Source organism: Streptomyces sp. NPDC003016, assembly GCF_053591455.1.
This window is the reverse complement of the sequence record NZ_JBSFTV010000016.1, coordinates 52,941-73,900: the sequence shown is the minus strand read 5'-3', so window position 1 is coordinate 73,900 and position 20,960 is coordinate 52,941. Positions and strand designations below refer to the sequence as shown.

The following is a 20,960-nucleotide window of genomic DNA, read 5'->3' as shown; positions in this document are numbered from 1 at the left end:
CGGTACCGATCCTGATGTACCACGCGGTGGGGCACCGGCTCTCGAAGGCGACGTACGGCCTCTCGGTCTCCCCCGAGGCGTTCGCCGAGCAGATGGAGCTGCTCGGCGCGCGCGGCTTCACCCCGCTCACCACGGCGCGGCTGGGCGCGGCCTGGCGGGGCGGCGGCACGCTGCCGGAGCGGCCGGTGCTGATCACCTTCGACGACGGTTACGAGGGCGTGCACCGGCACGCCCTCCCCGTTCTCGTCCGGCACGGTTTCGCGGCCACCCTGTTCGTCTCGACGGGCTGGCTGCGCGGCCCGTACGGCGACGGGGACCCGCCTGCGGACACCATGCTGGACTGGGACCAGGTGCGGGACCTCGCGGCCGCCGGGACCGAGATCGGCGGCCACAGCCACACCCACCCGCAGATGGACCAGCTCACGGACGAGGAACTGCGGTTCGAGACGCGGCGCTGCCGGGAGATCGTCACGGAGGAGGTGGGCGCCCGGCCCGTCTCCTTCGCCTATCCGTACGGCTACTCCAGCCGGCGCGTGCGCCGCACGGTGCGCGAGGCCGGGTTCGCGCAGTCCCTCGCCGTGGGCAACGCGCTCGCGGAGCGGCGCCAGGGGCCGTACGCCCTGGAGCGGGTGACCGTACAGCGCAGTACCGGCATCGAGGAGTTCGAGCGGCTGGTGGAGGGCCGGTCGGTCGCCCGCGACTTCGCCGGGCACCGGATCCTCACCAAGGGATACGCCATGGTCCGCAGAGCCCGAGCGGCCGGCCGGAGGGTAAGCAAGATCCGTGTCTGACACGACCACCGCCCGGGCCGGCAGCGCCGGGAACGCCGAGAGCCCGGCGACGGAGAACCGGCCGCCGTCCGGGCGCCGTCTGCGCCTGCCGGGGGAGAGCGACGGGAACCCGCTCTTCCGCAACGCCTACGCGCTGATGCTCAACACGGGGATCAGCGCGCTGCTCGGCCTGGGTTTCTGGCTGGCCGCGGCCCGGTACTACTCGGAGTCCGCGGTCGGCCAGGGTTCGGCGGCCATCGCCGCGATGAAGCTGCTGGCCGGCCTGACCGCGCTGACGCTCACCGGGGCGCTGGCGCGCTTCATCCCGGTGGCGGGGCGCAGGACCGGGCGGCTGGTCCGGCAGACGTACGCGGGCAGCTCCGTGGTGGTCGCGGTGGCGGCCCTGGTCTTCCTGTCCACGCTCGGCCTGTGGGGCCCTTCGTACAGCTTCCTGCACGGTCCGCTGAACGGTCTCGGGTTCGTACTGGCCGTCGTCGCCTGGTCGTTGCTCACGCTCCAGGACGGGGTGCTGACGGGTCTGCGCAGCGCCCTGTGGGTGCCCGTGGGCAACACCGTCTTCTCCGCCGTCAAACTGGTGCTGCTGATCCTGATCGCGTCCTCCTTCCCGACCGCGGGCGTCTTCGTCTCGTGGGTCGCGGCGATCGCCGTGTCCGTGATCCCGCTGGGGTGGCTGGTCTTCCGGCGCCTGGTGCCGCGCCACGTGGAGGCCACCGCGCACACGGCGCAGCCGCCGGCACTGCGGCAGATGGGGCGTTTCCTGGCCGGTGACTACACCGGTTCGCTGTTCTCGCTGGCCGTCGTCTACGCGGTGCCGGTGATCGTCGCCTCGCAGGTTGGCTCCGAGGACAACGCGCACTTCTACATCACCACGACCATCGGCGGCACGGTCAACCTGCTCGCGATCAACATGGGTGCCTCGCTGACCGTGGAAGGCGCGCACGATCCGTCCACCCTCGCCCAGAACTGCCGGGCCGCGCTGCGCCGCATGGCGCGCATCATGCTGCCGGTCGCGGCCGTCCTGTTCCTCGGCGCCCCCTACATCCTGGGCGTGTTCGGCGAGGGCTACGCGGACGCCGCGACCCCGCTGCTGCGCTGGTTCGCCGTCGGCGCGCTGCTGCGCGTCGTCATAGAGGTGTACTTCGCGGTCCTGCGCGCCCAGAGCCGCACTTCCCCGCTCGCCTACCTCCAGGGCGGACTGTGCGTCCTGGTGCTCGGCCTGACGCTGCTGCTGCTGCCGCGCATGGGGCTCGTGGGGGCGGGGGTCGCGGAGATCTCCAGCCTGGCGGTCGTGGCCTCGGTCGCGGGCGTGATGCTGTACCGGGTGGTGCGGTCGGCGCCGCCCGCCGCTGCCGGGTCCACGGGGGCGGGCGCGGCGGCTCCCGACGGCGGCCCGGCGGCCGACGGCGACGCGGCAGGCTCCCCCGGCGGCGACCGTGCGGACGGGGAAATGCTGTCCGTCGGCGAGTCCGGGGCGCACCGGGTGCTGCGCTCGGCGCTCGGTCCGCCCACCATGCCCCTCGGGGCGCGGCTGGACTTCGACCACCCGGAGCGCAGGCCCGATGTGCGGCCGGGACCGGAGACTCCGGCCGCCGGCACGCCCGTGCCGGGAAGCGGCGGCGGCAGCGGCAGCAGAGGCAGCGGTACGACCGGTGCGGACGGCAGGGTGGACCGGGCGGGAGGGGCCGACGAGAGCGGTCGCCACCGGCCGGCCTGGGCGCTCGGATCGCCGCTGCCGAAGGCGATTCCGCCGCCCCGCTCCGCCCCGTCCGTACCGGCTCCCGCGCCCTCTTCCGAGGCGAGTGAGGAACTCGCGCTGCGGAGCGCGGTGCGGAGGGAGCGCGCGGCGGGCGAGGGGTCCGGGGCGGCGGCCTCACAGGCGTCCCAGCCTTCCCCGGCGTCCCTGGTGTCCCCGGTGTCCCCGGTGTCCCAGCCTTCCCAGGCGACCCCGGTGTCCCGGGCGTCCCCGGCGCACGACGTACTGCCCGCGCCCCGCACCACCCCGCTGCCCGCCCGGCTCCGCCTCCGCGCCCCCGAACTGGGCGTGGGGCTGCTGCTCCTGACCGCGCTCGCCCTGTACTGGCTGCCCGTGCGGGGCATCGGCGAGGACGACCTGGAGCGCATCGGCGGCCTCGGACTGATCTCCGTACTCCCGCCGGCGACCCTGGTCGGCGCGGGACTGCTCACGCTGTCCTTCGCCTGGCTGCTGTGGCTGCGCCGGCCGCGGACCGTACTGCTGACGGTGGCGCTGCTCGCCACGGTGGTGTCGCTGCACGCGCTGCCCGCCGTGCTGGAGGCCGAGCCGCGGTTCCCGACGGCGTGGCAGCACCTCGGCTTCATGGACTACATCGACCGGACCGGCACGGCGGTGCCCGACCTCGACGCGCGCTGGAGCTGGCCCGGCTTCTTCGCCCTGGCCACCTTCGTCGCCGGGGCGTGCGGCGTCTCCGACATGTCGTCCGTGATCCGCTGGTGGCCACTGGCCATGCAACTGCTCTACCTGCCGCCACTGTTCCTGCTGACGCGCTCGATGCGGGCGGGCTGGCGGGCCAAGTGGGCGGGGGCCTGGATCTTCGTCCTGAGCGGCTGGGTCGGCCAGGACTACTTCTCGCCGCAGGGCTTCACGTACGGGATGTACCTCGCCTTCGTGGCGGTGCTGCTCGTCTGGTTCCGCGAGCCGCGCGTGCTGTGGACCAAGCGGCGTCCCGGCGAAACGGAGGTCAGGCCGGCCGGGCGGCGCGAGAAGGCGGTGCTGCTGCTGGTACTGATCGGGCTCTTCGCCGCCACCGTCCCGGCCCACCAGCTCACGCCGTTCGTGATGCTCGGGGTCCTCGCCGTCCTGGTGGTGGCGGGCCGCTCGACGCTGCGCGGGCTGCCCCTGCTGTTCGGCGTCATGGTCGCGGTCTGGATCGGCTTCTTCGCCGAGCCGTACTGGTCGGGGCACTTCGACGAGCTGTTCGGCGGCGTCGGCGGCCTCGGCAGCAATGTGACGTCCTCCGTCTCCGGCCGTATCGAGGGCGGGAGTTCGACACACAAGCTGGTGCTGTACGTCCGGGTCGCGATGGCCGGCGGCGTGCTGGCCCTCGCATGCTGGGGCTGGTGGCGGCGGCGCGTCGCCGGCTACGGCGAGCGCTCGCTCCTGGTGCTGGCGTTCGTGCCGTTCCTGGGCTTCGGCATGCAGTCGTACGGCGGCGAAATGGCCCTGCGCGTCTTCATGTTCGCGCTGCCGGGCGCGGCCCTGCTGGCCGGCCTCGCGCTCTTCCCGCGGACCGGTGTCACCACCGCCGGGCGGAAGGCGGACCGGGGGAACCTCGCGCCGCTCGCCGCGCTGCTGACGGGGCTGCTCCTGATGGGCGGTTTCCTGGTCTCCCGCTGGGGCAACGAGTCCTTCGAGCGGACCAGGAGCGGCGAGGTCGCGGCGATGGAGTTCGTGTACGCGCACGACGATCCGTCGGTGCGGCTGCTGTGGATGAGCAACGACACCCTGAACAACGTGACGCCCGCGATCCCCTGGGGCGCGCGGGACATGGAGAAGGTCACCTACGTGCCGACGCTCGCCCCCGTCGACCCGGTGCTGGTGGCCGGGCTGGTCAAGTCGTTGAAGGATGCGGGCCCGAACTCGTACCTCATGGTCAACCGGAGCCAGTCGACCTATCTGCGGCTCGACTCGGGCTACCCGGACACCTGGGAGAAGCGGCTGACCGCGAATCTCGACCAACGGCCCGAGCTCACGAAGGTCCTGTCGAACGCGGACGTGTCGATGTACGCGCTGCGTGAGCAGCCCGACGGCCCGGTCGAGGAGCCGCAGCCGGGCCCGGCGGGCCCGAAGATCACCTGGACGCCGTGGTCGGTGGTGGGCGCGCTGGCCGCGCTGGCGCTGATCGTGCTGCTGGCGGCGCGGGAGGTCGTACGGGTGGCGGTGGCGCCGGGCGTACGGCAGTTGCAGTGGCTGCAGAGCACGTTCTGGTTCTCGCTGCCGCTGCTGGCCGTGCTGCTGGCCTCGCTGGTGCAGCGCTTCCTGACGATGTCGTGAGGGCGGAGGAGGGCGGAGGAGGGCGGAGGAGGGCGGAGGAGGGCCGGGGAAAGCGGGAGGGCGGCCGGGCGCGGCGTCAGCGCGCCAGCCACCTCACCTCGTAACCCCGCATGCCGAAGGACTTCCCGTCGACCTTCGCCTCGATGGGCCGGTCGAGGGTGTTCACCACCAGGACGGCCCCGTCGTCGGCGAGGACGCGGACGTGGGGTACGTCGTCGGCGGCCACCCCGACCGAGTCGTCGTACCGGGTGCCCGGCGGGAACTCCCTGGCGAACCGCGACAGCAGCTTCATCATGGGCAGCGCCCCGCCGCCGTCGTCCAGCCGCGTGGAGCGCCACAGGCAGCCGGCGCACTTCGCGCCCCTGTTCTGCGGATTCCAGTAGAAGGCCGTGCCCGCGCCGCCGCGGGCCATCGCCATCAGCCCCGAGGCGTGCACGGCGACGCGGTGCGGTTCGCTCCAGCCGTCGCGGTCGTCGTCGTCGTCGCCCGGCTCGACGTAGTACTCCGCCCACCACACCGGCAGCCCGCCGGACCGGGCGCGGATCCACTCGCTCACCGCGGTCAGCTTGTCCGTGGCCCGGAACTCGTCGGGCAGCAACTCGTCGTCCCGGGTGTAGCTGGAGCCGTCGACGACGACGAAGTCGGCGCCCTTCTTGTTCTCGTTCCAGTAGGTGTAGGCGTCGAGGACCCGCTGGTCGATGCTGCCCCAGGGGCCCTTGAGAGCGGAGGCGTACGTCGTGTCGCGCGGCTCGAAGCTGTCCATGACGAGGTAGGGACCGCCGACGAGATTCTCCTTGTCGACCTTCTTCAGCTCCGCGTACACCAGGTTGTAGAGCTCGGTGTACCCCTCGTGGTTCCAGCGTTTGCGGCCGTCGTCGAAGAAGCCCTTGAACTCGTTCCAGACGATGAAGTGCCGTACGTCGGGATAGCGTCTGGCCACGGTGCCGGCGAGCTTCGCGAAGTCCTCGTAGTGCTCGGGACTCGGCGCGGTCTCCAGGGACCGCCTGCTCCAGTCGGTGTTGCCCGCCCCGGCCCGGCCGCCCTTCATCCAGTCGGGCGCGCAGCACAGCGTGATGACCGGGGTGCCGCCCGTCTTGCGGATCAGGTCGACGCGGCTGTCCAGCTCGTCGAATCGGTAGCGGCCCGGAGAAGGCTCCGGGTTCTCCGCGCCCCACCCCATGATGTGCTGGATCTGGGGCAGGGGCGTCGCGGACAGCGTGTCCTGGACTCTGCGCAGGGCGGCGCCGGCACCCTCGTCGGCGCTGTACTGCGTGTGCGTGAAACCCCAGCCGAGTTCGGGCTCCGGTGCGGCCGACGGCTCGACGGGGGTGCCGTGCACCTTGTCGCCGTCGGTGGTGGTGCCGGCGTCGCCGCTGCGGCCGTTCCCGTCGGGAAGAGCCGTACACATCGTCAGGACGAGGGCGATCGCGGCCATTCCCACGCCGACCAGCGCGACGAACCGCCACCGCCTTGCCCCGGAGCCCCACCCATGGCGTCGCATCACCGGCCAGCGTATCGGCGGGGGACGGCATTCCGGCAGGTACCAGAGGAACAGGCACGTAACGGCACGCCGCTCCGTGGAACGGATGAACGTATGAAACCCGGGTGCACGGGACGGCCCCGTGCCGGATCATGAGCGCCATGTCCGCACACCCTGAGGCCGCTCTGCCGATCCGGCTGAACGTCGACGACAGCGACTCGCCGTCGGACGTCGTCGACGCGCTGTTCCTCGGCCGCTTCGCGACGGGCGAACAGCCGTACTCCCACAGCAAGTCGATCGACCGCGTCAAACCCGGTGCCACCCTCCTCCCGCCGTCCGCGAAGGTCCTGCGCGCGGCCCGCGACGACGACCGCAGCGCGACCCTCGCCGAGGGCGAGGGGTGGACGCTGCTGGTGTCCCGCTGGACCCGCGGCGCGGACGTCACCGTCACCGCCGTCACCTCCGACCTCGCGGAGAAGGTCCTGAAGCAGGCGACGGACGACGCGCAGGACGAGCCCGAACCGCAGCCCGAGAACGTCACGATGGGCTTCTGGTACGTCTCCCCGCGCCGGGGCCCGCACCGCACCACCCGGCAGATCGCCGCCGGTACGTGGGACGAGGTGCGGTCCAACTACACGGCGCCGGTGGCCGACGCCATGGACCGGCTGATGAAGGTGACACCGGACGACATCGCGGGCCGTCTGCTCCTGCTGCACGGCCCGCCCGGTACGGGCAAGACGTCCGCGCTGCGCACGCTGGCCCGCTCGTGGCGGGACTGGTGCCAGGTCGACTGCGTACTGGACCCGGAGCGGCTCTTCAACGACGTCGGCTATCTGATGGACATCGCGATCGGCGAGGACGACGGCTCGGCGAAGGGGCGCTGGCGGCTGCTCCTGCTGGAGGACTGCGACGAGCTGATCAGGGGCGAGGCGAAGCACACGGCGGGCCAGGCGCTCTCCCGCCTGCTGAACCTGACGGACGGGCTGCTCGGACAGGGCAGGAACGTCCTGGTCGGCGTCACCACCAACGAGGACCTGGAGCGCCTCCATCCGGCGGTGGTGCGGCCGGGGCGCTGCATGGCGCGCATCGAAGTCGGCTCGCTGACGCGCGCGGAGGCGGTGGGCTGGCTCGGTGGGGAGGCCCACGGCCTGGAGGAGGCCGTCGGCCGCGACGGTGCGACGCTGGCGGAGCTGTACGCGCTGCGCCGCGGCAGCGGCCCGGCGTCGGTCCCGGCGCAGCACGAGGGCCCGGACGCGGGCCTCTACCTGTAGCCTCCGGCGGTTTCCCCCGCCCCGCCCCTCTCCTTCCCGGCCGGGGTTCCGCCCCGGTTACGGGAAGGCGCGGGGCGGCGCGAGGCGGGGAACAAGCCCCGCACAGCGGCACCCCGCACTCCACCGCACCGCGCATCGCACCCCGTTACGCCTCGTACGCCGCCCGGAGCGCCGCCTCGACCGCAGCCGACGCCTCCGCCCGGCCGAGGCCCAGCCGCTGGACCCGCTCCGCGTACGCCTGCGCCGCCCCCGCCGCCTCCCGGCGAGCAGCGTCCCCCGCCGCCGCGACGAACGTCCCGTTCCGCCCCCGCGTCTCGATCACCCCGTCGCCCTCCAGCGCGCGGTACGCCTTCGCGACGGTGTTCGCGGCAAGGCCCAGTTGCTCCGCGAGGCCGCGTACGGTCGGGAGCCTGTAGCCCACCGGCAGCGCACCGGCGCGGGCCTGTTCCGAGATCTGGGCGCGCAGTTGCTCGTACGGAGCGCTGCCGGAGTCCGCGTCAAGGGAGATCTTCAAGGTCACGGTCCGATTGTCTCCCACCACCGGAAATGGGGAGGCACCGGAACACGTCCCACGCGTAACGTGCCGCTCCATGACACTGATCGTCCGTGACTTCACGGCTGCCGACACCGACGCCTGGATCGGGGTGCGCCGCGCCACCGTCCCCTTCATGGTCGTGACCCCTGCGTCCGTGGCCTTCGAACGGAGCACCGCGCATCCCGCCAAGAAGATGCGCATGCTGGTGGCCGAGCGGGGCGGTGAAGTCATCGGCACGGCTTTCGCCGGTATCGCGTACGACAGCGCCGAACCGGGCCAGGCGTACGTCACCCCGTACATCCACCGCGGCCACCGCGGCCGGGGCGCGGGGTCGCTGCTGCTGCGCGCGGCCGAGGAGCATCTCGGCGCGGAGGGCGCCACGGCGGTCCACGCCCGGGTGGCGGACGTGCCCGCATCGCGCGCGTTCGCCGAGAAGCGCGGCTACCGGCCGACCCGCTCCCTGCACTTCCAACGCCTCGACCTGGCGAAAGGGCCGCTCCCCCGGCGGCAGCCGCTCCCCGCCGGGGTGGAGCTCCGTACCGCCGCGGACTTCCTGGACGACCCGCGGCCGATGTTCGAGGCCGACGCGGAGGCCACCGCCGACGAACCGAGCGACATCAGCACCGGCTTCACCGATTACGACGACTGGATCAACCACACCTGGAACCATCCGCTCCTCGACCACGGCCTCTCCACGGTCGTGGTGGCCGACGGGCGGGTCGCGGCGTTCACCGCGGCCCACACGGACGGCCGCACCCGCTACTGGTCCGGCATGACGGGCACCGTGCGCGCCCACCGCGACCGGGGCTTCGCGAAGCTGGCCAAGACCGACTCGCTGCACCGCGCCCGCGCCGCCGGCTATACGGACGCGTACACCAGCAACGACACGGACAACGGTCCGATGCTCGCCGTCAACAAGTGGTTCGGATACGGGATCTGCGCCTCGGAGGTACGCCATGTCCACGAGCTCGGTTGAGATAGCCCTCGTCAAGGCCGGCCGTACGAAGATCCGCTACCCGGCGTCCGTGGTCTTCGACGACGGCACCCACCTGGTGGTGCGGGCGCCGTGGGCGGCGCCGGGGGTACGGGACTTCGGCTTCGTACGGTTCGAGCCCGGTGACGTCTTCACGGAGCACTACTGGCGGGACCGGTGGTACGCCGTCAAGGAGGTCAGGACGGCGGACGGCACGCTGAAGGGCTGGTACTGCGACGTGACGCGTCCGGCGGTCGTGGGGGACGGCCGGGTGGAGGTCGAGGACCTGGACCTCGACCTGTGGCTGTCGGCGGACGGTTCCACCGTCCTGCGGATGGACGAGGACGAGTTCGAGGCGAGCGGCCTGGCGGACCACGATCCGCAGGCGGCGGCCGAGGCCCTTCGCACCCTCGACGCCCTGGAAGCCCTCGCCCGCAGCGGCCCGGCCTTCGCCGAGGCGCTCAGCCACTGAGGGGACTCAGCCGGTCGCCCCCATGTCGTTGCCGGGGGCGCCGTCCCCCACCGGGGGCAGGTCGCCCACCGGGGGCAGGTCGCCGCGCTCGGGCATCTCGTCCGCGCCGGTGCCTTCGCCGCGCTCCGGGAGGACCGCGTCCGGCTCCCGGTCGTCCGCCCGGTGCGCCTTCTCGGCGGCCCGCCGCAGGGTGTCGCGGTCCACGGTGCCCCGGTCGGCGCCGACCCGCACCACATGCCCGTCGTACGCCCGCGCGTACGCGTGCGAGGTGCCCGAGGCGCGGCGCGGTACCAGTGGTCGCCGTCCCGCTCGCACTCGCCTCCCCCGCCGGGCCCGGACTCCGTCCCCGTTCCCGTCTCCGCCCCCGTCCCCGTTCCCGTCCCTGTCTCCGCCCCCGTGGGCACTGTGGTGCAGTTCGCCTCGTCCAGCTTCCCCCGGTCGGCTGTCAGCTGTATCTGTCCGCCGCTCCCCGGGGAGAAGTACGCGGCCGGGAAACCGTCGTTCCCGATGACGCCGACGGACTGCTCGGCCAGCTCGTACCCGGACACCCCGGTCACGTGGATCAGCTCCAGGACCGACTCCCCGGCCCGCGCCTCGGGTTCGGCGGGCGCAGAAGCGGCGGCCTTCTCCGTACCGCAGGCACCGAGCACCGGCGGAAACAGCAGAACGGCGGGCGCGCGCACACGCTTCCTCATGACGACCCACCTGCCGCACCTGCCGTACCCGGTGTGCCCGGTGTGCCCGGTGTGCCCGTCGCCGGAAGGTGGATCGCTCGCGACCGGCCCTTCTCGTCGTAGGCGATGGAGTCGCCGTCCTCGTGCCAGTGGACCACAAAGCGCTCACCCGCCCGGTACGCGTCGAGGCCCGCGCGGCAGTAGGCGACCATGTCGGCGGGCAGGGCGCTCAGGGGGTGCCAGGCGAGCTCGGAGCACTTGTCCGGTTCCCGGTTGTACGGCTCGCCGCCGGCGCCGTACCGCACCTCGAAGAACCAGCCCGTCCTGGGGTCACCGCCCGGCGCGCGGTGCTGCATGACCAGCGCCACGCGCAGGTCGTCCGGGGCCGGCGTGATGCCGATCTCCTCCCCCGCCTCGCGGATCATCGCCGCGCGGACGTCCTCGCCGTCCTCCACGTGCCCCGAGGGCCCGTTCAGCAGGCCGTCCGCGTACCCCGTGCCGGCACGGCGGGCGAGCAGCACCTCGTCGCCCCGGCGGAGGATCAGGTGCACGTCGACCACTTCGGTGTGGCGGGGGCGCGGAGCCGGGCGGTCCGGACGGGCCACCACGGCGTAACGCTCGTCGTCGACGGTACGGCCCCACAGGGACGGGTCGCCGGAAAGCCGTTCGTACTGGACGTGCGGGGCGAGCGGGGCGAGGGCGTCGGTCACCTCACGCGCCGGGATGCCCGCGCCGTCCCACACCCCCTCGATCAGCAGCAGCCGCCCGCCGGGCCTCAGCAGCGAGCACCAGTGCCGCAGGGCGGCGCCCGCGTCCGGCAGCAGCCACAGCACATGACGGGCCATCACCACGTCGAACTTCCGCTCCCCGACCGGCGGCCGGTAAGCGTCCCCGACGAGGACCTCGGCCGCTGCCGTTCCCGCCAGCTTGATCCGGGCGAGGTCCACCATCCGGGGTGAGCGGTCGATCCCGGTCACCCGGTGTCCCTGTTCGGCGACGAGCAGGGACAGGCTGCCCGTACCGCAGCCGAGGTCGAGCACCTCGGCCGGCCCGTCCTGCGGCAGCCACGCCCTCATCCTCGCCGCCCACGCCCCGCGCACGGCGGGGTCGAGCAGCCCGTGGTCCGGCTCCTGGTCGAAGGAGTCCGCGGTCGCGTCCCAGTCGATCGTCGTCATGCGTCCGATCGTCGCAGCCACCACTGACAGTCACCGGCGATCAGCCGGGCGCGTGGTCCGCGAACACCGGAGCGCCCGGTTCCGGGCGAGGCGGGCGGCCCGTGCCAGGAAGCCGACCGCCTGGTAGCAGCCGCACAGCGTCAGCAGGTCGAGGAGGTGCCCGTCGCTGTGCCGACGACGATCTCGCGCTCGCACGGTCCGACGCTCGGGCCCGCCCCCCGGCGTCGCCCCTGCGCATCCTCTGGGAGCTGCACCGGGCCACGCTCGACGGCCTGACTCAGTGGTCGGAGCGCCGGGCGTCCGGGCTCGGCGGCTCCTGACCCGTCGGCGCCGGCGGCAGCCGCTTGCGGTAGTGGAAGCGGTCGTACACGCCCTCCACCCGCCGCTCCACCAGCTCGTACCCGAACCGGGGGTACAGCTTCTGGTTCTCCCACATCTTGGCGTTCGTGTAGAGACGCACCTCCGGCAGCCCGAGCGAGAGCGCGTGCGCGTCGGCGTACTCCAGCAGACGGCGGCCCGCCCCCCGCCCGTGGGCGTCGGGGTGGACCGCGATGCTGTCGAGGAAGAGGTGGTCCGCCCCGGGCACGAGCACCAGGACGCCCCGCACCGGGTCACCCGTCACGAACACCCGCCCCGCCGCGACGTTCGCCGCGTGATCGGCTTCCATCGGGGCCGGCACCACGCCGATCCGTTCGATGTAGTGGTGGTAGGCCGCGTCGGTCACGGCCTTCACCCCCGGTACGTCGGCGGAGGTGGCGGGGCGGACGGTGTCGTCGGTCATGCCGACACGTTACGGCGGCCGCGCTTCACCGCTTTCTTCAGCCAGGGCCAGGCCAGCAGGACGACGATCACGGCGTAGACCGTCACCGAGAAGGGCGTGTCGACCAGTCCCGTCGCGCTTCCGTCGCTGATCTGGAGCGCGCGCCGCACCTGCTGCTCCGCCGCCGGGCCGAGGATGACGCCGATCACCGCGGGCAGCACCGGCAGCCCGTACCGCCGCATGCCGAATCCGATCAGGCCGATGACCAGCAGGATCACCAGGTCCAGCGCCTCGCCGCCCACCGCGTACGCGCCGACCGCCGCGAAGAAGAGGATGCCGGCGTAGAGGTACGGGCGCGGGATGCGCAGCAGCTTCGCCCACAGCGGCGCCAGCGGCAGGTTGAGCAGGAGCAGCAGCACCATGCCGACGAAGAGCGAGGCGATCAGGCCCCACACCAGGTCGGGTTCGCGCTCGAAGAGGAGCGGTCCCGGCTGGATGCCGTACTGCTGGAAGGCGGCCAGCATGACGGCGGCGACGGCCGTCGTCGGCAGGCCGAGCGTCAGCATCGAGACGAGGGTGCCGGCGGCGGAGGCCGAGGCCGCCGACTCCGGTCCCGCCACGCCTTCGATGGCGCCCTGGCCGAACTCCTCCCTGTGCTTCGAGAGGCGCTTCTCGGTGACGTACGACAGGAACGTCGGGATCTCCGCGCCGCCGGCCGGGATCGCACCGAACGGGAAACCGATCAGCGGGCCGCGCAGCCAGGGCTTCCAGGTGCGCTTCACGTCTGCCCTGCCGAGCCAGGGGCGGCCGACCGGAATGGGTTCGGCGGCCGAGCGCCGCAGGTGCGCGGCGACCCACAGCGCCTCGCCGATCGCGAAGAGGCCGACCGCGACGATCACCACGTCGATGCCGTCGGCGAGCTGGAGCGAGCCGAAGGTGAGACGCTGCTGGCCGGTCATCCGGTCCAGGCCGACGAGACCGATGGTCAGACCGATCAGCAGCGACGCCGCGCCCCTGATACGCGACGAGCCGAGCACGGACGTCACGGCGATGAACGCCAGCACCATGATGGCGAAGTAGTCCGGCGCGCCGATGTCCACCGCCAGTGAGGCGACGGCCGGGGCGAGGGCCACCAGCAGGATCGTGCCGATCATGCCGCCCGCGAAGTGGCCGATGGCGGCGGCCGCCAGCGCCTGCGCGCCACGTCCCGCCTTCGCCATCGGGTTGCCCTCGATGGCCGCCACCACGGCCGCGCTCTCGCCCGGGGTGTTGAGCAGGATGGAGGTCGTGGAGCCGCCGAACATCGCGCCGTAGTAGATGCCCGCGAACATGATGAAGGCGCCGGTGGGTTCGAGACCGTACGTGACCGGGAGGAGCAGGGCCACCGCCATCGCGGGGCCGATGCCGGGCAGGACGCCGACGGCCGTGCCGAGCAGGACGCCTACGGCCGCCCAGAGCAGGTTGACGGGGGTGAGGGCCGTGCCGAAGCCGTCGAGGAGGGAGTTGAGGGAGTCCATGACTCAGAGCACCTCCATCAGGGGGCCACCGGGGAGCGGGACTCCGAGCAGGTTGTCGAAGACGAAGAAGGTGACGAGGGAGAGGCCGGCCGCGATGAGCGGGTCGCGGTCGTAGTGGCGGCTGCCCAGCGCGTACGCCGATCCCCAGAAGAGCAGGGCCCCGGAGACCGGGAAGCCGAGCGGGTCGATGAGAACCGCGTTGCCGAGGAAGACCCCGGCGAGGAGCAGGACCGTACGCCAGTCACCCGGCTCGCTCAGATCGACGTCCTCGCCGCCCTCGGCCTCGCCGCGGCCGCCGCGCAGGACGTCGACGGCGAGGAGTACGGCGACGAGCAGCAGGGCGACGCCGACGACGACCGGGACGGTCCTCGGCCCGACGGGTCCGCGCTGGGTGAGGTCGACGTCCATGGTGAGGGCGTCGGTGAGGACGAGACCACCGAGCAGCAACAGCAGCACGCCGACGCCGATTTCGGAGTGTTCGCGCAGCCACCCGCCGCGGCCGGCTGGCGCGGGGGTCCCGGCTTCGGTTCCGGTCGTCACAGCCCCAGCTCCTTCAGTACCGAGTCCACGCGCTCGTCCTGCTCGTCCAGGAAGTCGCCGAACGCCTCCCCGGTCAGGAACGCGTCGTCCCAGCCGTTCTTCTCCATCGACGCCTGCCACTCGGGCGAGGCGTGCAGCTTCTCGATCAGCGCGACGAGCTTGTCGCGCTCGGCGTCGGTGAGTCCGGGCGGCGCGACGATGCCGCGCCAGTTGGTGAAGTCGGTGTCGAGGCCCGACTCGCGCAGGGTCGGGGCGTCGAGGCCCTCGACGCGCTCGGGCCCGGTGACGGCGAGGAGCCTCAGCTCGCCCGACTTGATCTGGTCGAGGTACTCGCCGACGCCCGAGACGCCGAAGGCGATCTTGTTGCCGAGGATGGAGGCGAGGAGCTCGCCTCCGCCGTCGAACGGGATGTAGTTGACGGACTTGGGCTCGATGCCCGCCGCCTTCGCCATCAGCATGGGCGCGAGGTGGTCGGGCCCGCCGGGTGAGGAGCCGCCGCCGACGGGGAGCTCGGCGGGGTCCTTCTTCCAGGCGGCGAGGAGGTCGTCGATGGTCTTGTACGGGGAGTCCTTGCCGACGACGACGATGTCCTGCTCTTCGGTGAGCCGGGCGATCGGTGTCGTGTCGCCCAGTGTCCTGGGCGACTTGTTGGTGTGGACGGCGCCGACGACACCGAGCCCCATCGACATGGCGAGCTTGCCGTTGCCGTGTTCGCCGACGAGCCGGGTGAGACCGACGGTGCCGCCGGCTCCCGGCAGGTTGAACACCTCGATGTTGTGGGTGAGGCCGGCGTCCTCGGCGTTCTTCGCGGCCGTGCGGGCCGTGATGTCGTAGCCGCCGCCGGGGGTATTGGGAACCATGAAGCGCAGGCCGGGGATCTGCGTGCCGGTGTCGGCGCCGCTGCCTGTCGTGAGCAGCGGCGGCCCCACCAGTACCAGCAGTGCCGCCCCGAGCAGGGAGAGGGGAGTGCGCACGCGCACCTGGGCCACCACCTGTCCGTTTGAACTGGGGATTCAGGGAAATTCGTGAAGTGGCCCACATGCTGCCCGCACGTCGACAAGCTGTCTCCCTTCCGCAATCAACGGACGTTGTGGTCGTTGTGGTCGCGCCCTAGCCTTGCGCGGTGACCAAGGTGCTGGTGGTGGACGACGACTTCATGGTCGCGAAGCTGCACAGCCGCTGCGTGTCCGCGATGGACGGTTTCACGGTCGTCGGAGTGGCGCACAGCGGCGCCGAGGCGCTGCGCGCGGCCGAACGGCTCCGTCCCGATCTGGTCCTGCTCGACGTATATCTGCCCGACATGGACGGGATCAGTGTGCTGCGTGAGCTGCGCGCGGCGGAGGAGCGGGCCGCGTCCACGGAGGACAGGTACACCGTGGACGCGCTGTTCATCACGGCCGCCCGCGATGCCGGGGTCATCAGGGCCGCACTGCGGGCCGGCGCCCTGCACTATCTGATCAAGCCGTTCGACCGGGCGGCCCTTCAGGAGCAGCTGCGGCACGTGGCGTCGGTGCGTACCCGCTTCGACGAACTCGCCGAGCGGGGCGAGGCGCGCCAGGCGGACGTCGACCGGATCTTCGGGCCCCGCCCGCCCGGCTCGCGCGAGCTGCCGAAGGGCCTCGCGACGCCCACGGCGGAGCTGGTCGAGCGCGCCTTGCGCGAGCACCCCTCGGGCCTTTCCGCCACCGAGTGCGCCGAGTCCGGATCGCTGTCACGCGTCAGCGCGCGCCGCTATCTGGAGTTCTTCGCGGACACGGGCCGCGCCGAGGTGACGCTGCGGTACGGCGGGACGGGGCGGCCGGAGCGCCGCTACCGGTGGATCGGCTGACGGTTCTTAACGAGCGCTGAGTGGGTCCTTAAAGGCACCATAAGGATCGCGGTCCCCCGCCCCGGGCGGGGGATTTCGCTGTTTCCGGGGGCTAGCGTGCTGATCGCCGGGGCGGAGTTCAGTCCGTCGGCGCCGCTTGTTTTCGGGGGGCCGCGCCGCCGGACCCGGTCCCCGCCCCGTGCGCCATGTGTCCCCACCGCAAGGAGAACGACCCGATGACCGCTCGTCGCACGGACCGCAAGGGCAGCACGGCTGCCGTAATCGCCGCCCTCGGCATCGCGCCGCTCGCGCTGACCGCCCTGTCGGCCGTTCCGGCTTCCGCCCACGGCTCGATGACGGACCCGGTCTCCCGGGTGTCGGCCTGTTACGCGGAGGGACCGGAGAGCCCCGACTCGGCGGCGTGCAGGGCGGCGGTCGCGGCCGGCGGTGTGCAGGCGTTCTACGACTGGAACGCGGTCAACATCGCGAACGCCGCCGGGAACCACAAGCAGCTGATCCCGGACGGCGAGCTGTGCAGCGCCGGCAACGACAAGTACAAGGGCCTGGACCTGCCGCGTGCCGACTGGCCGTCGTCGAAGCTGGCCGCCGGCAAGCACACCTTCCGTTACAAGGGCACGGCTCCGCACAAGGGTTCGTTCGAGCTGTACCTCACCAAGGACGGCTACGACCCGACGAAACCGCTGAAGTGGTCCGACCTGGAGGAGAAGCCCTTCGCCGACGTCACGGACCCGAAGATGGAGAACGGCGACTACGTCTTCGACGGCACGGTCCCGAACAAGTCGGGCCGGCACCTCGTCTACAGCGTCTGGCAGCGCTCGGACAGCCCCGAGGCCTTCTACACCTGCTCCGACGTGGTCTTCGGCGAGGACACCGGCGGGTCGGGCGCCGACGAGTCGTCCGTGGAGCACAACGGCCACGGTGACGACGACCACGAGACCGGCGCAGAGGTGACGGCCCCGGCCACCGGTCAGGAGACCGGTGCGGACACCGGTGAAGACACCGGTGAAGACGCTTCCCGGCCTGCCACCGGCCAGGCCGCCAACACGCCGGAGGCGAACGGCACCGGCGCCGCGCAGCCGGTCACCGCTGCCGGCGAGAACCTGGCCGAGACCGGTGGCGACGGCACCACCCCGTACATCGCGATCGGCGGCGCCGCCGCGCTCGCCGTCGGTGCCGCGGTGATGTTCGGCGCCGTCCGCCGCAAGACCACCCGCCGCTGACCCGGCCCCGGCTCCGGCCCCCGCCCCGGCTCCGGCTCGGCCGGCCTCTATGACTGCTGCCGCCCCCGCCTCGTTTCCCGGGCGGGGGCGGCAGCCCTGTGGCAGCCGTCGGCCGGCAGCGCCGTAGTTTCAGCCGATCGGCCCAGCCCCGCCTGCGCGAACGCCGGGTGCCCCCGAGCGTGGGGGCATGACTTTCGTCGACGAGGTGAAGACCGCCGTCACGCCACGGGCCGCACTGCTCGTCATAGGCGTGCTCGCCCTGCAACTGCTCTTCATCACGTCCTACGTGGGAGCACTGCACAGCCCGAAGCCCCGGAACGTTCCCTTCGGCGTCGTCGCACCCGAGCAGTCGGCCGCGCGCCTCGTCGACCGGCTCCAGGGCCTGCCCGGCGACCCCCTGGACCCGCGCACGGTCGCGGACGAGGCCACCGCCCGACGGCAGATCTTGAACCGTGAGATCGACGGCGCCCTGATCGTCTCCCCCGCCTCGAAGACCGACACCCTGCTGGTCGCCTCCGGCGGAGGCACCGTGCTCTCCTCGGCCCTGACCGCGCTCGCCACCCAGGTCGAGGCGTCCCAGCAGCGCACCGTGGAAACCGTGGACGTGGCCCCGGCCTCGGACCGGGACTTCGACGGCCTCTCCGCCTTCTACCTGGTCGTGGGGTGGTGCGTCGGGGGCTACCTCTGCGCCTCGATCCTGGCGATCAGCGCGGGCTCCCGGCCCGCCAACAGAGAGCGCGCGGTGATCAGACTCGGCGTCATGGCGCTCTACTCGATCGCGGGCGGGCTCGGCGGCGCGATCATCGTCGGCCCGGTTCTCGACGCTCTGCCCGGCAGCATCATGGCCCTGTGGGGTCTCGGTTCCCTGGTCGTCTTCTCCGTCGGCGCGATCACGCTCGCCCTCCAGGCGCTCACCGGCGTCGTGGGGATCGGTCTGGCCGTCCTGCTCGTCGTGATCGCGGGCAATCCGAGCGCGGGCGGGGCGTTCCCGCTGCCGATGCTGCCGCCCTTCTGGGAGACGATCGGCCCCGCCCTGCCGCCGGGTGCGGGCACCTGGGCGGCGCGCTCGATCGCGTACTTCCAGGGCAACGCGGTCTCCGGACCGCTTCAGGTCCTCAGCATCTGGGCGATCGCGGGCAGCGTCATCACCCTGATCATGGCCTCGCTGCGCAGACCGGACACGGTCGACTCCCCGCCGCCCGGCACTTGAGGACCACCGGATCCGGGGCGGCGCCCCGTCCGGTACGCAAGCGCACCGGACGGGGCTCCGGCCGGCCGGGCCAGTACCGGAACCAGGACCCGGGGTTCAGCCGATCTCCGCCTCCAGCGCCTTCAGCGCCGCCGGCACCGGCTGGAAGAACGTCTCGCCGCCCGCCGTGCAGTTGCCGCTGCCGCCCGAGGTGAGGCCGATCGCCGTGTCGCCCGTGAAGAGCGAGCCGCCGCTGTCGCCGGGCTCGGCGCAGACCGTGGTCTGGATCAGCCCGTTGACGACGTCTCCGTTGCCGTAGTTCACGGTGGCGTCCAGCGCGGTGACCTTGCCGTCGTGCACCTCGGTGGTGGAGCCGCTGCGCTGCACCGCCATGCCGACGATCGCCTCGCCCGCCCGGGTGATCGGCTGCGTACTGCCGTTGTAGAGGTTGACCTCGCTCGGGTGCTCCACCCCGTCGCCGTACTTGACGAGCGCGAAGTCGTTGCCGGGGAAGGTCGAGACGGCCATCGTGCCGAGCGCGCCGCCCTTGGAGTCCGCCCACTGGCTGCCGGCCTTGCCGCAGTGGCCCGCCGTGATGAAGTGGGGCGCGCCGCCCTTGACCACGTTGAAGCCGAGCGAACAGCGTGCGCTGCCGCTGAGGATCGCGTCGCCGCCCGCGATGAGCGGCTTGAACTCTCCGGCGGACTTCTTCAGCAGGGCCTTCTGGCCGAACGCGCGGACGGCCTTCTCCAGCTTCGCCCACGCGTCGCCCTCGACCGTACGGTCGGCCGTCACCACCACCTTGTTGGTGACCGGGTCGGTGGTCCAGGCGGTGCCGGGGACGGTGGCCTTGCCGGTGAGCGCGGACCGTACGGCGCTCAGCTCGGCCAGGGTGTTCTTGACGATTCTGGGCTTGCCGCCCGCTTTCCGTACGCTCTGGGCCGCCGTCTCGTTCATGACGTTGACCACGAGTTCCTCGGACTCGCTGTCGTAGTACGCCCCGGCCGCGTTGTCGCCCAGGGTCGACTGGAGGTCGGAGGCGAGCTTTTCGGCCCCCGTCGCGGTCAGCTTCTTGACGGTGTGTCGAGGGGTTTCGTCACTGGCGTTCGCAGTCTGGAAGGTGACTCCGGCTGTCATCAGCGCCGCGACTCCGGCTCCCGCCATCGCCACGCGCCGCTTGAATGTGCGTCGGTGCTTCACGTAATGACCTCCTGTGGGGGGTTCGGCCCTGCGAGGTGGGGGGCAGGGCCGTGGTGCGCCCACCATTCCGAGGCTGATCGGTGGCACACAGAACCGACTTCAGGACGCGCACACGACGACCTCCGCGCGCCCGCCATGTCTTTACTCTCCGAGTTCTGCCCAGTCGGTCGCGTTCGCGAACACTGGATGCGACCATCTGGGCGGCAACGCGTGAGAAGCGCCCCTGTCCGGTATTCGTCCACTCGACGGCGAGTCCCCGCCCGGTCGGCCGGGCGGGGACTCGTCTGCTGCCGGTCGCGGCCGGCCTTCCGGAGTGATTTCTTCTCAGTAGACGCTGACGCCGTACGCGTTCAGGGCTTCGGTGACCGGCTGGAAGAAGGTCGTACCGCCGGAGGAGCAGTTGCCGCTGCCGCCCGAGGTCAGACCGATGGCACGGGTGCCGGAGTAGAGCGGGCCGCCGCTGTCGCCGGGCTCGGCGCAGACGTTGGTGCGGATCATGCCGTAGACGATGTCGCCGCCGCCGTAGTTCACCGTGGCGTTGAGGCCGGTGACGGTACCGCTGTGGGTGCCGGTGGTGGAACCGCGGCGGGTGACGGACATGCCGACGGTGGCGTTGGCCGCGCTGGTGATGTCCTGGTTGCCGACGGTGCCGGGGTGCGGGACCGAGGTGTTGGCGTACCGCACGAGGCCGTAGTCGTTGCCGGGGAAGCTGGAGCCGGCCGTCGGGCCGATGCTCGTGGTGCGGGCGGAGTCGGTGTACCAGGGCGGGTTGCCGTCGGTGCAGTGACCGGCGGTCACGAAGAAGTAGGTGCCCGCGGTGTTGCGGACGTTGAAGCCGGCGGAGCAGCGCCAGCTGGTGGCGTAGATCGCGTCGCCGCCGGAGATGAGCTTGGAGAACTTGCCGGGGGTCCGCTCGACGCGGAGGGCACCCGCGTTCGTCCCGGCTTCCCGCTTGATCTCGGCGATCTCGGCGCCGGAGACGGTGCTGTCGGCCGTGACGACCAGGGTGTCGGTCGCCTTGTCGATGTGCCAGGCGGTGCCGGCGACATCGGCCTCCAGGACCGCCTCACTCGCGGAGGAGAGCTGGTCGGCGCTGTACGTACGGGCCGTGTCGGCGCTGGCGTTCGGTACGGCGAGCGCGGCGGTGGCGACGAGTCCTGCGGCGATGGCGGTCAGGCGGGATCGTCTCGCCACGCCGTTGCGGGGGGTGGTGCGCCTGTTCCTCACTTTTCGTCCTCCCGAGGGAAGTAGGGGGCCCGCCCGTGAAGTGATACGGGCCCGTGAGGCGCAGTCAGTGAACCCGTC

General features: G+C 72.2%; 18 protein-coding genes. 8 read left to right on the top strand and 10 right to left on the bottom strand.

Annotated features, from left to right (window positions below; translation table 11 throughout):
• Positions 1-14: 14 nt before the first annotated feature.
• A complete protein-coding gene (locus tag ACWDZ4_RS16055; protein WP_451509088.1) occupies positions 15-791 on the top strand; it encodes a polysaccharide deacetylase family protein in 777 nt (258 codons plus the stop codon).
• Positions 784-4,821 (top strand): lipopolysaccharide biosynthesis protein, encoded by a 4,038-nt coding sequence (locus ACWDZ4_RS16050; protein WP_451509008.1) that lies wholly within the window; start codon positions 784-786, stop codon positions 4,819-4,821. The genes ACWDZ4_RS16055 and ACWDZ4_RS16050 overlap by 8 nt, the downstream gene beginning before the upstream one ends.
• A 76-nt stretch (positions 4,822-4,897) precedes the next feature.
• On the opposite strand, the gene ACWDZ4_RS16045 is transcribed toward ACWDZ4_RS16050, so the two are convergent.
• Complete coding sequence (locus ACWDZ4_RS16045) at positions 4,898-6,322, bottom strand: xylan 1,4-beta-xylosidase (RefSeq protein WP_451509007.1); 1,425 nt, start codon at positions 6,320-6,322, stop codon at positions 4,898-4,900.
• Between the two features lie 140 nt (positions 6,323-6,462).
• Between ACWDZ4_RS16045 and ACWDZ4_RS16040 the strand changes: the two genes are divergently transcribed.
• The gene (locus ACWDZ4_RS16040; protein WP_451509006.1) at positions 6,463-7,572 is read left to right on the top strand and encodes a DUF5925 domain-containing protein; all 1,110 of its coding nucleotides are present in this window, start codon (positions 6,463-6,465) and stop codon (positions 7,570-7,572) included.
• A gap of 145 nt (positions 7,573-7,717) precedes the next feature.
• On the opposite strand, the gene ACWDZ4_RS16035 is transcribed toward ACWDZ4_RS16040, so the two are convergent.
• Positions 7,718-8,092, bottom strand: coding sequence for a GntR family transcriptional regulator (locus ACWDZ4_RS16035; RefSeq protein ID WP_451509005.1), 375 nt, complete (start codon positions 8,090-8,092; stop codon positions 7,718-7,720).
• 70 nt (positions 8,093-8,162) lie between these two features.
• Between ACWDZ4_RS16035 and ACWDZ4_RS16030 the strand changes: the two genes are divergently transcribed.
• Both ACWDZ4_RS16030 and ACWDZ4_RS16025 read left to right on the top strand, forming a co-directional pair.
• A complete protein-coding gene (locus ACWDZ4_RS16030; RefSeq protein ID WP_451509004.1) occupies positions 8,163-9,083 on the top strand; it encodes an N-acetyltransferase family protein in 921 nt (306 codons plus the stop codon).
• Positions 9,064-9,552 carry a DUF402 domain-containing protein gene (locus ACWDZ4_RS16025; RefSeq protein WP_451509003.1) on the top strand — a complete coding sequence of 163 codons (489 nt, stop codon included), beginning with the start codon at positions 9,064-9,066 and terminating at the stop codon, positions 9,550-9,552. The genes ACWDZ4_RS16030 and ACWDZ4_RS16025 overlap by 20 nt, the downstream gene beginning before the upstream one ends.
• A 6-nt stretch (positions 9,553-9,558) precedes the next feature.
• Here ACWDZ4_RS16025 and ACWDZ4_RS16020 read toward each other — a convergent pair whose 3' ends face one another.
• From ACWDZ4_RS16020 to ACWDZ4_RS15995, 6 genes are all read right to left on the bottom strand, one after another.
• A complete protein-coding gene (locus ACWDZ4_RS16020; RefSeq protein WP_451509002.1) occupies positions 9,559-9,867 on the bottom strand; it encodes a hypothetical protein in 309 nt (102 codons plus the stop codon).
• A gap of 376 nt (positions 9,868-10,243) precedes the next feature.
• Positions 10,244-11,401: a methyltransferase domain-containing protein gene (locus tag ACWDZ4_RS16015; RefSeq protein WP_451509001.1), complete on the bottom strand. Its 1,158-nt coding sequence runs from the start codon at positions 11,399-11,401 to the stop codon at positions 10,244-10,246.
• 277 nt (positions 11,402-11,678) lie between these two features.
• A complete protein-coding gene (locus tag ACWDZ4_RS16010; RefSeq protein WP_451509000.1) occupies positions 11,679-12,182 on the bottom strand; it encodes a GNAT family N-acetyltransferase in 504 nt (167 codons plus the stop codon).
• On the bottom strand, positions 12,179-13,678 hold the full coding sequence (locus ACWDZ4_RS16005; protein WP_451508999.1) for a tripartite tricarboxylate transporter permease: 1,500 nt from the start codon (positions 13,676-13,678) through the stop codon (positions 12,179-12,181). The genes ACWDZ4_RS16010 and ACWDZ4_RS16005 overlap by 4 nt, the downstream gene beginning before the upstream one ends.
• A 3-nt stretch (positions 13,679-13,681) precedes the next feature.
• Complete coding sequence (locus tag ACWDZ4_RS16000) at positions 13,682-14,218, bottom strand: tripartite tricarboxylate transporter TctB family protein (protein ID WP_451508998.1); 537 nt, start codon at positions 14,216-14,218, stop codon at positions 13,682-13,684.
• Complete coding sequence (locus ACWDZ4_RS15995; RefSeq protein ID WP_451508997.1) at positions 14,215-15,198, bottom strand: Bug family tripartite tricarboxylate transporter substrate binding protein; 984 nt, start codon at positions 15,196-15,198, stop codon at positions 14,215-14,217. Before ACWDZ4_RS15995 ends, ACWDZ4_RS16000 begins: the two co-directional genes overlap by 4 nt.
• A 143-nt stretch (positions 15,199-15,341) precedes the next feature.
• Here ACWDZ4_RS15995 and ACWDZ4_RS15990 point away from each other — a divergent pair, with 143 nt between their 5' ends.
• The 3 genes from ACWDZ4_RS15990 to ACWDZ4_RS15980 all read left to right on the top strand — a co-directional run bounded on the left by ACWDZ4_RS15990 (position 15,342) and on the right by ACWDZ4_RS15980 (position 18,476).
• Positions 15,342-16,046, top strand: coding sequence for a response regulator (locus ACWDZ4_RS15990; RefSeq protein ID WP_451508996.1), 705 nt, complete (start codon positions 15,342-15,344; stop codon positions 16,044-16,046).
• Between the two features lie 215 nt (positions 16,047-16,261).
• Entirely contained in the window at positions 16,262-17,266 is a 1,005-nt protein-coding gene (locus ACWDZ4_RS15985; protein WP_451508995.1) for a lytic polysaccharide monooxygenase auxiliary activity family 9 protein, read from the top strand.
• Positions 17,267-17,453: 187 nt separating this feature from the next.
• Positions 17,454-18,476: a DUF3533 domain-containing protein gene (locus ACWDZ4_RS15980; RefSeq protein ID WP_451508994.1), complete on the top strand. Its 1,023-nt coding sequence runs from the start codon at positions 17,454-17,456 to the stop codon at positions 18,474-18,476.
• A gap of 96 nt (positions 18,477-18,572) precedes the next feature.
• Here the strand turns inward: ACWDZ4_RS15980 and ACWDZ4_RS15975 are convergent, their stop codons facing one another.
• Positions 18,573-19,655: a S1 family peptidase gene (locus ACWDZ4_RS15975; protein WP_451508993.1), complete on the bottom strand. Its 1,083-nt coding sequence runs from the start codon at positions 19,653-19,655 to the stop codon at positions 18,573-18,575.
• Positions 19,656-19,979: 324 nt separating this feature from the next.
• Entirely contained in the window at positions 19,980-20,882 is a 903-nt protein-coding gene (locus ACWDZ4_RS15970) for a S1 family peptidase (protein WP_451508992.1), read from the bottom strand.
• Positions 20,883-20,960 lie beyond the last annotated feature (78 nt).